This window comes from Mycobacterium sp. IDUB_9, assembly GCF_055419505.1.
In genome coordinates this window covers 1-15,385 of record NZ_JBVAXU010000013.1, presented here as the reverse complement: position 1 = coordinate 15,385, position 15,385 = coordinate 1, and the positions used below count along the sequence as shown (strand labels likewise).

Annotated in this window: 2 protein-coding genes and 1 pseudogene; all 3 read right to left on the bottom strand. The window is 63.6% G+C overall.

Annotation, left to right across the window (positions count from 1 at the left end):
• The coding region (locus ACZY08_RS29645) for a hypothetical protein (RefSeq protein WP_463748168.1) at window positions 1-989 on the bottom strand (989 nt) is incomplete at its 3' end.
• Window positions 986-13,219, bottom strand: a pseudogene (locus ACZY08_RS29640) (non-ribosomal peptide synthetase); the annotation flags it as partial. The gene ACZY08_RS29645 and the pseudogene ACZY08_RS29640, both read right to left, overlap by 4 nt.
• 1,345 nt (window positions 13,220-14,564) lie before the next feature.
• Window positions 14,565-15,239: a methyltransferase family protein gene (locus ACZY08_RS29635; protein WP_463748167.1), complete on the bottom strand. Its 675-nt coding sequence runs from the start codon at window positions 15,237-15,239 to the stop codon at window positions 14,565-14,567.
• Window positions 15,240-15,385: the final 146 nt, after the last annotated feature.

The following is a 15,385-nucleotide window of genomic DNA, read 5'->3' as shown; positions in this document are numbered from 1 at the left end:
GGAATAATGGCATTCACCGCATGCTCCTCGTCGGGCACCTCCCCGTGGCGAATCAACGCTTGTTTGACCGCGGCCCGGATCTCACGCAAGTCCTTCGGCGCACGTTCAGGGTCGACGGTGACGGCAGCATTGCCGATTGCGTTGGCGCGAGTGTCACCGTCAGCGCGCACATTGACCGGCATTCCCACGACGACCGAACCGTCGGGGCCGACCCGTCCCCCTCGTTTGGCGAGTCGGGCGGCCAATCCCACCAGCAGCGAGTTGCTGGTCCCCCCAAGTGCTTGTGCTCGGGCGTCCCACTCATCGGCATCGACGAAGATCGTTGCCATCGGAACTGTGGTGGGCTCGTCGGCGCCGGGCGGCGTCGGTGGCGTGATGGTCGGTCCGGCAGCAGCGGCACCGGCGCGGCTGCGTCGGGCCAACCGGATAGCGGCGGCGACAGCACGGGCCACGGCAGGGATGTCGCGCACCGTCTGCCAGACGTCCTCGAGCACGGCCCAGAACCGCCCCCGCGATTCGGCAGCCGGCCAGCTGATCGGATCGTCATGGCCGAGTGCCGCATCCGCCAGCACCCCGCACAGCCCGACGCCGTCTGTGAGGCAATGCGAGACGACCAAACTCACGCCTGCGCCGCCCTCGGTGAACGGGAGCACCGCCAGGTGCCACCCGGGACCGTGCTCGCAATCCAGCGGCGTGTTGACCTGTTCACCGAGCCAGTCGTCGAATTCTTCACGCGGGCGCGCCGCCTCGACGATCTCGAGGTCGGATGAGCCATCGGATGCAATCCAGCGGTGGCGGCCGAACGGCAAGGGTGACTGCTCGATGCGGCGAGCCAACCGTCCTCGCCGAAGATGTTCATGGAACCGCCGCAGACCATCGATGTCGATCGGACGGCTATAGACCCAGACACTCTGCAGCCGGCTGGTGACTCCTATCGCCCGCCCGAGATCAAACGCACGCTGGTCGAGTACATCGAGTACGTTGCTCATCTTTGAACGGCACTTTCCAAAACGGACTTGAGCTGTTCCACGTATCCACCGAGCGATCCGGGGGTGAACATCTCGAAGTGTGTGCAGCCCACCGGTACCACCGTGATCTTGCCGGAAACATAAGGGCGCCAATTGTGCAGAAGCGATCGGGCAGCCCTGCGGTTACGCAACCGCGCCAACCGCGACCTGATCCCTTCCCCGCCGGTGTCCTCGCATCGCGGACGGGCAGCCGAAAACAACACGACATCGCCGGCGAACACATCGGGCGCATGGTCGAGGAGTAGCAATTGGCCCGAGCTGACGCTTCGCGCCATGAATTCCGTCAGCCGTTTGGAGGGAGGACTGGCCCCGTGTCGCGCGACAATGCCGGCCACCCTTGAATACGTCAACGGTCTCCAATGCATCGGAACACCAATGCCATTGGTCCGCAGCACATAGTCCAGAACCCAGCCTTCGACAACCGCTCGGTTTGTTGCGATAACCCTGGTCAGACGATTCCAGTATCTGTTCGGGTTCAACAAGGCGTCCAGTAACACCAGGCGCTGCACTTCACATCCACGTCGCTGAAGCTCAACCGCGAGCGCATGGGCCGCTACGCCGCCGAACGACCATCCGAGAATCCGATACGGCCCAGCCGGATGAAGATCCTGAATCCTGTCGGCATAGCTCGCCGCCATACTCTGTATCGAGATTGCTTCGGACTCACCATCCGGAGGAACATGATTGATCCCGATGATCGGGCCGTCCACATACTGTCCCAACGCCCGATACGACCAACTCAGGCCGAAGCCATCATGAACACAGCACAGCGGCACACCGTTGCCAGGCTTGAGCACCTCGACCGGAACCACTTCCTGTGAGCTCTCGGCCCGGCCCACAAGCTGGGCCAGACTGCGCACCGTCGGCGCATCGAACATCACCCGCACCGCCAACTCGGTTTCCAAACTGGCGTTGGCCGAAGCGATCACTCGCATTGCCGACAGCGAATCCCCGCCCAGGTCGAAGAACGAGTCGTCGACTCCGACCCGCTCCAGACCCAGAACCTGCGCATAGATGCCCGCCAAGATCTCCTCGGTAAGCGTTGCCGGGGGACGGTATTCGTGACCGTCGGTGTAGTCCGGCGCCGGCAGCGCCCGCCGATCCAACTTGCCGTTCACCGTCAACGGCAAGCTGTCAAGCACCACCACAGCTGCCGGCACCATATAGCTCGGCAACCGCTGCGCCAAGGCGATGCGGACTTCGGCCGGGTCTGCGCCACCCGTCACGTAACCGACAAGACGTTTGTCACCCGGGCGGTCCTCACGCGCGACAACCGCCGCCTGATCCACGCCCGCCAGATCCGCCAGGACAGTTTGGATCTCGCCCAATTCGATACGATATCCGCGGATCTTCACCTGCTCGTCAGCCCGACCCAGATAAAGCAACTGCCCGTCAGGCGCCCAGGACACCAGATCCCCGGTGCGATACATCCGCTGCCCCGCAGCGAACGGGCACGCCACAAAACGCGACGCGGTCAACCCGCCCCGGCGCAAATACCCGCTGGCAAGGCCGGCTCCGGCCACGTACAACTCACCGACCACCCCAGCCGGCACCGGCCGCAACCATGGATCCAGCACGAAGAACGCCGCACCCGGTACCGGCGTACCGATCGGGACAACCCTCGGACCAGCTGCCTCAGACTTCTTCAAAGGCGCACTGAACGACGCATACCACGTCTCCGTCGGGCCGTAGGCGTTGAGCATCAACCGACCCGGCGCCCACCGATCGACCAACTCAGTCGGGCAGGCCTCACCGCCCACCACCAAAGCCGTCGACTCCAAGCCGTCCGAGGAGAGCACCGCCGCAGCAGACGGAGTCTGATTCAACACCGTCACGCCCTCGGCAATCAGCAACGCGTGCAGCTCATCCGGTGAACCCGCCACCGCCTCGGGCACCACGACCAACCGCCCGCCGCTCAGTAGCGGACCGAAGATCTCCCAGACCGACACGTCGAACGCATACGAATGCCACTGCGACCACACCCCTGCTGCCGGCAACCCCATATCCAACGACGTGAGCAAACTGGTGACATTGCTGTGCGGGACGGCCACTCCCTTCGGAACGCCGGTAGTACCCGAGGTGTGGATCACGTACGCGATGTCGTCGGGAGCCACCGCCGGCAATGCGGTGCTCGGCTGGCTGCCGATCCGCGGATCGGCCACATCGACTACCTCTACCCCGCACGCGCGCAGCCGCTCAGCCAGACCGCCGGTGCTCAGCGCCGCGACCGGCTTGGCAGCAGCGACAACGACCGCAATCCGGGCGTCGGGATGGGCCGGGTCGATCGGCAGGTACGCCGCCCCGGCCTTGAGTACCGCGAGGATCGCGACGATCGCCTCAACCGACCGGTTGAGCAACAACGCGACGCACTCACCCGGAGCCGCACCATAGCCGACAAGTAGATGCGCCAGCCGATTCGAGGTCTGGTCGAGTTCTCGGTACGACATGGACCTGCCGTCGAAGGTCACCGCCGCCGCATCGGGCACACGGGCCACCTGCTCGCCGAACAGCATCGGTATCGACATTTGAGGAGACGCAGGACGGATCAACGCGGCACGGTTGCCGATCTCGTCGAGACGAACATGTTCGACAGCGTCCAACACATCGATCGACGACAAGCGCAGTGTGGGATCGGCGGTCATCGCCGCGAGAACCCGCCCCAGCCGCCCGACCATCGCCTCGACGGTCTCGGTATCGAACACGTCCGTCCGGAACTCCACCGAACCACCGATCCCGGCCGAAACACCCTCCGCGTCGAACCTCTCCCCGAGGGAGAACACCAGATCCATCCGTGCGGTGTGAGTTTCGGCCAGCTGTGGCGCGGCGTGAACATCGCCTGTAGCCGACCCGGCAGCGGAGGAAACAGTGGAGTTCTGCCAGGCCAACATCACCTGGATCAGCGGATGATGGCTGAGGTTACGGGTCGGGTTGAGCCGTTCCACCAACATCTCGAACGGCACGTCCTGGTGCTCGTAGGCGGCCAGGCTGCGCTGACGTACCTGTCCGACGAGCTCGGCGACGGTGGGATCGGCGGCCAGATCCACCCGTAGCACCAGAGTGTTGACGAAGAACCCGACCAGCTCATCCAGGGCGGGATCACTACGACCGGCAATCGGGAAACCCACTGCCACATCGGAACTGGTGCTCAGGTTGGACAACAGAGCTGACAACGCGGCTTGGACCACCATGAAACTGGTCGCGTGGTGCTCACGCGCCACCAGCGCCACCCGCTGCTGCAACTCCGCCGGCCATTCCACCTCGACGACGGCACCGTGGTGATCGGCGACGGTCGGATACGGCCGGTCGGTCGGCAACTCGAGGTGATCGGGCAGTCCCGCCAAGGCGTCCTGCCAGTAAGCCAGTTGACCGGCGATGCGGCTTGCCGGGTCAGACAGCTCGCCGAGCTGTTCGCGCTGCCACAGTGTGTAATCCGCGTACTGCACCGGCAGTGCAGACCACTCCGGCGCCTGCCCAGAACACCGGGCTGCGTAGGCGGCGGCCACATCACGGGCGAGTGGAGCGAAGGACCATCCGTCTCCGGCGATGTGGTGGACCACTGCCACCAGCACATGCTCGTTCTCAGAAACACGGAAAAGCCTTGCCCAGATCGGAATCTCGGTACTCAGATCGAAGGGATGCCTTACCGCCGTGTCGATGGCACCGGCCAGCTGGTCTGCCGGCCAGTCTGAAGCATCCACCTCCTCCCAGCCGATATCTGCCTGCTCGGCAGGGATCACCAGCTGCCGGGGAACACCGTCGACTGCCGGGAAGACCGTGCGCAGACTCTCGTGCCGGGCCGCCACATCGGCCAATGCCCGGCGCAGCGCATCGACGTCCAAGCAGCTGACCCGATAGATCATCGGCATGTTGTAGATCGGTGAAGGACCGTGCAATTGGTCCAGGAACCACAACCGCTGCTGGGCAAAGGACAGCGGTATGACATCCGGTCGCACCTGTGCCACCAACGGCTCACGGCCACCCGAACTTTCAGCGACACGTGCCGTAAGTTGCGCCACAGTGGGTGCCTCGAACACCGCACGAACCGCAAGGTCCGCGTCCAGGGTGGTGTTGACCGCGTTGATCAACCGGGTCGCCGACAATGAATCCCCACCCAGATCGAAGAACGAGTCGTCGACCCCAACCCGCTGCAGATCCAGCACCTGGGCGTAGATCCCGGCCAGGATCTCCTCGGCCGGAGTAGCCGGGGCACGGTAACGATCGGCGTCGGAGTATTCGGGTGCCGGCAGGGCACGCTTGTCGAGCTTGCCGTTGACCGTCAACGGCAAGCTGTCCAGCACCACCACCGCAGTCGGCACCATGTACCCAGGCAACCGGTCGGCCAATCGCGCGCGGACCTCTACCGGATCGAGGGTGCCGGTGATATAGCCGACCAACCGCTTGTCACCTGGACGTTCCTCCCGCGCAATCACGGCGGCCTGACTGACCCCATTCAAATCTGCTAGAGCGGACTCTATTTCGCCCAGTTCGATACGGTAGCCACGGATCTTGACCTGCTCATCGACACGTCCCAGATACCGCAACTGCCCATCCGCACCCCACGACGCATGGTCCCCGGTCCGATACATCCGCGAGCCGTTCCCACCGAACGGACAGGCCACAAATCGCAGTGCGGTCAACCCGCCCCGACCCAAATACCCGTCCGCCAACCCGGCCCCTACGACATACAGCTCACCCACCACGCCAACCGGCGCCGGCCGCAACCAGCGATCCAGAACGAAAAATCCCAGGTGCCCCAAAGGCACACCGATTGGGCTGACGCTTCCCTCGACATCGCCGGCAGCGATCTCCCGGAACGAGGCATGCACCGTCGTCTCGGTGATCCCGTACATGTTGATCAACCGCGGCGAACCCGGATGACCTTCAAACCACGCTCGAAGACGCTGCGGCTCAAGCGCCTCCCCGCCAAAGACCACGGTCTCCAATTTCAACTGACGGCCCAGTTCAGGTTGCAGCGCATCAGCCGACTGCAACGCATAGAACGCCGACGGCGTCTGACTCAACACCGTCACCTGCTCGGCCACCAACAAACCGAGCAACTCTTCCGGCGCCCGTGTCACTGCCTCGGGCACCACCACCAACCGGCCACCGAACAGCAACGCACCCCAGATCTCCCACACCGAATAGTCAAAAGCCAACGAATGACACTGCGTCCACACCTGCCCCGCCAGACCCAACTCCGCATCCAACGTCCCCAACAACCGCGCCACATTCCGGTGAGTGACCGCCACTCCCTTCGGCACGCCAGTCGTGCCCGAGGTGTAGATCAGGTACGCAGTGTCGTCAGCGCTGGACGCGGGTAATGAAATGCCGGATTGCGCACCGATACCCGGATCGTCGACATCGATGACTGGCAAGTCCCTCCCCGCCAGCCGCGTCCGCAACTCGGAGGTGGTGACTGCCGCGACCGGCATGGCATCGGCCAGCATGAACTCGATCCGCGCATCGGGATGCATCGCATCGATCGGCAGGTACGCAGCGCCCGACTTGAGCACAGCCAAAATCGCGACCACAGGATCCGCCGACCGCGTCAGCAGCACCGCCACACATGTACCCGGCCGCGCACCATGCTCAACTAGCTTGTATGCCAAGAGATTCGACGCGCAATCGAGCTCCCCATACGTCATCGAACGACCATCGAAACTCACGGCTACCGCAGCCGGGTCCCGCGCCACCTGCTCGGCGAACACTGCCGGAATCGTCGCTGACACAACCACGGGCTCGGACAGCACCGACTGGTTGCCCCATCCGTCGAGGCGGGCGTGGTCACCGGCTTCCAGCAGATCTATCGACGACAACGTCTCCGACGGATCGGCGGTCAGCGCTTCGACCACCCGCGTCAGTCGCTCGATGAAGATCTGGATGGTGGCGGCGTCGAAAACATCGGTGCGGAATTCCACCGCCCCGGTGATGCCGGCCGGCTCACCCGCGCTCCAGCGCTCTGCCAACGAGATCATCAGATCCATCCGTGCCGACTGAGTGTCTGCTTCCAGCGGTGTGGCCTGCATACCACCCAAACTCGGTGAGGCAGCCTGGCCCTCGTCCTGACCGGTCAGGTTCTGCCACGCCATCATCACCTGAACCAGCGGGTGGTGGGTCAAACTGCGGGCCGGGTTGAGCCGATCGACCACCATCTCGAACGGCACATCCTGATGCTCGTAGGCGGCCAGGCTGCGGCGTCGCACCTGTGCCATCAGTTCGGCAACGGACCGATCACCGTCGAGTTCGATCCGCAGCACCAGGGTGTTGATGAAGACCCCGACCAACTCATCCAACGCCGGGTCGCTGCGCCCGGCGATCGGGAAGCCCACCGCCACATCCGAATTCCCGCTCAAACTCGACAACAACACCGCCAACGCCGCCTGCACCACCATGAAACTGGTCGCGTTGTGCTCAGTCGCCGCTCGCGCGATCTGCCGCTGCAATTCGACCGGCCACTCCATCGCGATGCTGGCCCCGTGGTAGTCGGCGACCGATGGATAGGGGCGGTCCGTCGGCAGCCCCAGACGCTCCGGAAGTCCCGCCAACGCCTGCTCCCAGTACGCCAACTGGCCGGCGATCCGGCTCTCCGGATCACCTGGATCACCCAGATACGAGCGCTGCCACAAGGTGTAATCCGCGTACTGCACCGGCAACGGTGACCAGCCCGGGACCTGTCCCGCGCACCGGCTCGCGTAGGCCACCCCGATATCACGCACCAACGGACCGATCGACCAGCCATCCCCGGCGATGTGATGGACCACCGCCACCAGGACATGCTCACCCTCAGCCACCCGGAAAAGGGCAGCCCGCAAAGGAATCTCGGCTGACAGATCGAACTCGTATCCGACTGTCGAGCGAATCGCGTCGTGTAGCCGGTCCGGGGACCAGTCGACGGCGTCGACCACCTGCCACCCGAGATCGACCTGTCCCGCCGGCAGCACCACCTGTCGAGGCACACCATCGACCGCCGGGAATACCGTGCGCAAAGACTCGTGGCGTTCCACGACATCGGCCAGCGCTTGGCCGAGCGCGTCGATATCCAACCCACCGGTGATCCGATACACCGTCGGCATGTTGTAGATCGGCGACGGCCCCTCAAGCTGGTCCAGGAACCACAACCGCTGCTGGGCATACGACAACGGCAGAACATCCGGCCGTTGTCGGGCCACCAGAGGTTCACGCATCCCCGAACTCTCACCCGCACGCGCGGCCAGTTGCGCCACAGTCGGCGCCTCGAACACCGCCCGAACCGCAAGATCGGTATCAAGACCGGCGTTGACCTCATTGATCAACCGCATCGCCGAAAGGGAATCACCGCCAAGGTCGAAGAAGGAATCATCCACCCCGACCCGCTCCAACCCGAGCACCTGGGAGTAGATCCCGGCCAGGATCTCTTCGGTGGGAGTCGCGGGAGCACGGTAATGATCGACGTCGGCGTATTCCGGCGCCGGCAGAGCCCGTCTGTCGAGTTTCCCGTTGACCGTCAACGGCAACGCATCGAGCGTCACTACCGCCGCGGGCACCATGTAACCGGGCAAGCGGTCGGATAATGCGGCACGAACGGCGGCCGGGTCCGCGCTGCCAGTGATGTAACCGACCAGGCGCTTGTCACCCGGACGGTCCTCACGGGCAATCACTGCCGCCTGATCAACCCCAGGAAGCTCAGCGAGAGCTGTCTGAATCTCTCCCAATTCGATGCGGTAGCCACGAATCTTGACCTGCTCATCGGCACGCCCCAGGTACCGCAACTCCCCGTCAGCTCCCCACGACGCCAGATCGCCGGTCCGATACATCCGCATTGGGGGTGCACCCGCACCGCCGAACGGACACGCCACAAACCGCGACGCGGTCAATCCACCACGACGCCAGTATCCGTATCCCAAACCAGCGCCTACCACGTACAGCTCACCCGCCACGCCAATTGGCGCTGGCTGCAATGACGAATCGAGCACGAAGAAGCCGAGGTGATTCAAAGGCACACCGACGGGGCTGAGACTGCCCTCAACGTCACCGGCCACGATCTCCCGGAACGAGGCATGCACCGTCGTCTCGGTGATCCCGTACATGTTGATCAACCGCGGCGAACCCGGATGACCTTCAAACCACGCTCGAAGACGCTGCGGCTCAAGCGCCTCCCCGCCAAAGACCACGGTCTCCAATTTCAACTGACGGCCCAGTTCAGGTTGCAGCGCATCAGCCGACTGCAACGCATAGAACGCCGACGGCGTCTGACTCAACACCGTCACCTGCTCGGCCACCAACAAACCGAGCAACTCTTCCGGCGCCCGCGTCACCGACTCCGATACCACCACCAACCGGCCACCGAACAGCAACGCACCCCAGATCTCCCACACCGAATAGTCAAAAGCCAACGAATGACACTGCGTCCACACCTGCCCCGCCAGACCCAACTCCGCATCCAACGTCCCCAACAACCGCGCCACATTCCGGTGGCTGATCGCCACGCCCTTCGGCTGACCTGTGGTCCCCGAGGTGTAGATCAAATAAGCGACATCGTCGGCAACCGGCCCTCGCAACGCCGTACTGGGCTGCGTCTCGATGGCGGTGTCGTCAACGTCGACAACGGTCAGGCCGCTCCCGTCGAGTCGCGGCCGCAACTCCCCGGTCGTCACCGCGACAACCGGTGCCGCATCGCCGAGCATGAACCGAATCCGCGCCCTGGGATGCATCAGGTCAATCGGTAGATAAGCCGCCCCCGACTTCAACACCCCCAGGATCGCAACGACAGCCTCGGCCGACCGAGGCACCAGCACCGCCACGCACACGCCCGGGCGGGCACCGTAGCCAACCAGCCAGTGCGCCAATCGGTTCGACGCCTCGTCGAGCTGCTGATACGTCATCGAGCGGCCATCGAAACTCACCGCAACCGCCTCAGGCGCACAATCCACCTGCACGGCGAACAACCCCGGAATGGACTCCACGGGAACGGCGGGCTCGGTCAACACCGCACGATTGCCGACATCGTCGAGTTGTGCGTGTTCGACAACATCCAGCACATCGATCGACGAGAACCGCCGCGCCGGATCCGCGGTCAGCGCCTCTACGACCCGTTCCAACCGCTCAACGACGGTTTCGATGCCGGCCGCGTCGAACACGTCGGTCCGGAACTCCACAGTTCCGCCGATCCCGGCAGGCTCACCGGCCTGATTCCACCGTTCAGCCAACGAGAACGTCAGATCCATCCGCGCGACCTGTGTGTCGACCGTCAGCGGGCTAACCTGCGCGTCGCCCAACGTCGACTCACTCTCCGCGTCGATGGAGAAGTTTTGCCAGGCCAACGCCACCTGCACCAGCGGATGACGGGCCAGCGATCGGGTCGGCTTGAGCCGGTCCACCAACACCTCGAAGGGCACATCCTGGTGCTCGAGAGTGGCCAGGCTGCGCTGCCGCACCTGCTCCAGTACTGCGCTGACAGTCGGATCACCGGCCAGATCCACCCGCAACACCAACGTGTTGACGAAGAACCCCACCACCCGATCCAGCGCGGCATCGCCACGACCGGCAATCGGAACGCCCACCGCCACATCCGAACTCGCACTCAGCTTCGACAACAGCATCGTCAATGCCGCCTGCACCACCATGTACGTGGTCACGTTGTGATCCCGCGCGACCTCGCGGATCCGCTTGTGCAGTGCAGCCGGCAACGACACCGCCACACTGGCACCGCGGTGATCGGCTACCGGCGGATAAGGGCGGTCGGTGGGCAACTCCAGGCACTCGGGCACTCCCGCCAACGCCTGCTCCCAGTACGCCACCTGCCCAGCGATCCGACTGTCGGGATCGCCCAGATCCCCCAGATATGTGCGCTGCCACAACGTGTAATCCGCGTATTGCACCGGCAACGGCGCCCACTCCGGTGTTCGCCCCGCCGACCGACCGGCATACGCCAACTGCAGATCCGCGATCAACGGAGCAACGGACCAGCCGTCGGCAGCGATGTGGTGCACCACAGCGGCCAGGACATGCTCATCCCGGGCCACCCGGAAAAGGGTTGCGCGCAAAGGGATCTCGTTGTTCAGATCGAAGACATAGTTGGCCATCGCTCCGATCGCTTCTCGCAATTCAGCTGCTGACCAGCCGTCGGCGTCGATCACTCGCCACCCGCAGTCGGCTTCCTCGGCAGGCACCACCACCTGCTCAGGAACTCCTTTCACCGACCGGAAAACCGTGCGCAAGGACTCGTGGCGCTCCACCACATCGGCCAGCGCGCCGCCGAGCGCGTCGGCATCCAGATGCCCGGTGACCCGCAACGCCACCGCCATGTTGTAAATCGGTGACGGCCCCTCCAACTGATCCAGGAACCACAATCGCTGCTGGGCATACGACAAGGGAATGACATCCGGCCGCACCTGCGCCACCAACGGCTCACGCCGCCCCGAACTCTCACCGACACGGGCCGCCAGTTGCGCCACAGTCGGCGTCTCGAACACCGCCCGGACGGCCAGATCAGCACCCAGACTGGCATTGACGGCGTTGATCAGCCGGGTCGCCGACAGCGAATCCCCGCCAAGATCGAAGAACGAATCATCGACCCCGACCCGCTCCAACCCCAACACCTGGGCGTAAATGCCGGCCAACACGTCCTCAGCCGGAGTGCCCGGAGCACGATATTCCTGGCCGTTGACGTAGTCCGGTGCGGGCAGGGCGCGCTTGTCGAGTTTGCCGTTGACCGTCAGAGGCAACGCATCGAGCAGCACTACCGCCGCAGGCACCATATAACTCGGCAACCGCTGCGACAATGCGGAACGAACAGTGGCCGGGTCCGCGGTGCCGGTGATGTAACCGACCAGGCGTTTGTCCCCAGGTCGATCTTCCCGGGCGATGACCTCGGCTTGCCTCACTCCGTCCAGATCTGCCAGGGCAGACTGGATTTCACCCAACTCGATGCGATACCCGCGGATCTTGACCTGCTCATCAGCACGTCCCAGGTACCGCAACTGCCCATCGCTGTCCCATGACGCGAGGTCGCCGGTGCGGTACATCCTTTCCCCGGCACCACCGAATGGGCAGGCCACAAACCGCGAAGCACTCAATCCGCCGCGGCGCCAGTACCCACATCCCAAACCAGCGCCCACCACATACAGCTCACCCAACACGCCAACCGGCACCGGCTGCAACGACGAATCCAGCACGAAAAACCCGAGATGGGCCAAGGGCACCCCGATCGGACTGACGCTGCCCTCAGCATCGCCCGCCACGATCTCCCGAAACGAGGCGTGCACCGTCGTCTCGGTGATCCCATACATGTTGATCAAGCGCGGCGAGCCAGGGTGACGATCCAGCCAGGTCCGAAGGCGCTGCGGCTCAAGCGCTTCCCCGCCAAAGACCACCGTCTCCAACTTCAACTGACCCGGCCCGGGCTGCAGCGCTTCCACAGCTTGCAGCGCGTAGAACGCCGACGGCGTCTGGCTGAACATGGTGACCTGCTCGGTAGCCAGCAAGGCATAGAGTTCCTCCGGAGCCCGCGTCACCGCCTCGGACACCACCACCAACCGGCCGCCATACAGCAGTGCCCCCCAGATCTCCCACACCGAATAGTCGAACGCCAACGAATGACACTGCGTCCAAACCTGACCCGACAGCCCCAACTCGGCATCCAACGTGTCCAACAGCTGGACCACGTTGCGTTGGGTGATCGCCACGCCCTTCGGCACACCTGTGGTCCCCGAGGTGTAGATCAGATACGCGACCTCGTCAGCCGACGGCGCCGGCAACTCCAGCTGCCTGCACCCGGGGTGATGACCCACCTCGCTGAAATCGACGATCTCCAGCTCGCGGCCAGACAACCGGGACGCCAACTCCGAACTCGTGACCGCCACGACCGGTTCAGCATCACCAAGGATGAACTGAACCCGCGAATCAGGATGCATCACATCGATCGGCAGGTACGCCGCCCCCGACTTCAACACCCCCAAGACGGCCGCAATCGAGTCAGCCGACCGCGGCAGAAACACCGCGACACACCGGCCAGGGCCCGCACCTTTCGCAATCAGCAAGCAGGCCAAACGATTCGACAACTCATCGAGCTCCGCATACGACATCGACCGGCCATCGCAAGCCACCGCCACCGCATCCGGAGCGCGGGACACCTGCGCTGCAAACAACACCGGGATAGAAGCCAAACCGCTGGCCGGCGCAGCCAGTGCCGCCCGATTACCCCACTCGAACAACTCGGTGTGCTCGTCCTCATCCAAGAAATCGATCGCGGACAACCGTCGAGTCAAATCGGCAGTCACGACAACGCCTCACCCTGGTCCGCCTCAACGGCCCCCGAGGGGACCATGCGGGGGCGGCTCCTCACCGAGAAGCACTTGTCGACCTGCGCAGGTTCTACCGGCAGCGACTGTTCATCGATCTTCATTGGAATCTCCCACCGCGTGGTGTACTGCGGACTCCCCGGGCGTTCTATCCGCAGGGGCACTGACCCTGTGGGCTCCTTCGCCGGACATCACTGCCCGGCCTGCAGGACCCTCGGCGGAGGCCGCCGACAGGCTGGATTGCTCGTCAACGTTCACCTGCCCCTCGTCAAATCGATCAGTGACGATCGTTCAAGGATCCAGAAGTAGGGCCATTCCGCCCCCGTACCCTGCCTTCTGGACTCTGTTTCCTGTGGCGTGCTACAGCTATGCTTTCGCTGGTTGCAAGCTGTCAGCATATCGACTTCCCTCCGGACAGGCGTGAGAATCGCATATCCGAGAAAAACAACCTTGCAGCGCCCGACGGCCTGAAGTCAAGGTTGACGAACTCGCCAATTTAGGCAAATAAGATCAGCATCCTTCGAATGGACGAGAACTGGCCGGCTCGGTCGACCAAGCGCCTCCTCTCCGGCTGACTGAACCGCTGCGTGTTGGCGCTGCCACCACGGATCACAGCCTCGGCACGCGCCCATGGCCGGGGGGAGCTGGTTGGATCATATTACCTGCCCTGAACTGCAATCAAAGATGACTCTCGCCCCAGTGGGATCGGTATGACGCCCATGTAGTTCAATCCAGCGAAGTCGACCGTGTCGATACGCGGGCCGTACGACTGCGCCGCACCACCAGGAGGCCAGCCCTGGCAACGGAAAATTCCGGTTCTTTGCAACTGCAGCAAATAACATACGCACATCACTTTGCACTGCGACCCAGGCGCAGGGTGGCGAAGAATGGCTTGGCGGCATACGCCTCGAATGCCCTCTAATGCCGCCCGAAAGACGGCCCACATTAGTTTGCGATTGCAATCATTAGCGAACTTTCAAGATCTTGCTTGATCACCGGAATCGGGCAGACCACCGGCACAATTGCGCGGCGGTCACCAGGGTGCGAGATATTGAAACAGAGATACACATCCCGTCAACGATCACGGGATCTGTAGTTCGGCAAGGCTGAGGACTACCGCACCGTCAGGACACAGTTCGGTGCGGTAGTCCTCAAAACAGGGCCTGATGTCGGACATGGACAGCTGGAGCTATGAGGTGAGTCTGCTGACGGACCCCGGTCTACGAAAATGCTGCTGTCGGACGATCCACTTCCGCCGTCACCAGACGAGGGGCACGAGCCGGTAGTGCACCTTCTGCGTGTACTCCCCATATCCGGCGAGCTGCTGCCGAAGCAGCTTCTCCTCGTCGTGGATGCGGAAGGCGTACAGGGTCAGGACGGGAACGAGAACCGCCAGCCCCCACCATGAACCAAGCGCGAGCGGCATTCCCGCCACCATGAGCAGCGCCCCCATGTACATCGGGTGCCGAACAAGCCCGTAGAGGCCCGTGGAGACCAGCGTCTGCTCCGACTCCACGGTGATGTTGGCTGACGCGTAGCGGTTCTGGACGATCGTGAATATCGTGATCACGAGGCCGATGGCGAACATCGCGTTGCCGATCCACGACACGGCGGTGGGCACGGGGGACCAACCGAAGCGATGGTCGAGGCCACAGAACACCGGAAGTGCAATGGACAGATTCACGATGACGAGGACGACCACCTTCTGCACTGGTCTCGACTCCGCCTTCTGCCCTACTCGCATGCGCCGCTCTACGACCGCCTTGTCCTTCCTCAACAGGTAGACGGTCGAGAAGCTCGCCATGACCGCGTACAGAGCCAGGAAAACCCAAGCCTGCCAGTAGTCGAATGTCCCTGCCGGCACGAACAACAGTGCACCCAACGCCACCAGGCCCAGAACAGACTGGACAGCCACCCGAAGATTCATGCTCATGTCATCCTCCATATGTGAACCGCGCTCAAAGAAGCGTGCCGGACAGCGTGAAGTCGTTCAAAGCGTTTGAAAGGTCTTGTTGCAAACGCTCATTCGTGTTGACTCGACCCGGCAGATAGGAATGGGCCGAGATGAAGACCTTTCCG

What these genes read in the sequence shown, in the direction of transcription:
- ACZY08_RS29635 (WP_463748167.1), bottom strand. Translation starts at nt 15,239, where the DNA reads ATGAGCATGAATCTTCGGGTGGCTGTCCAGTCTGTTCTGGGCCTGGTG.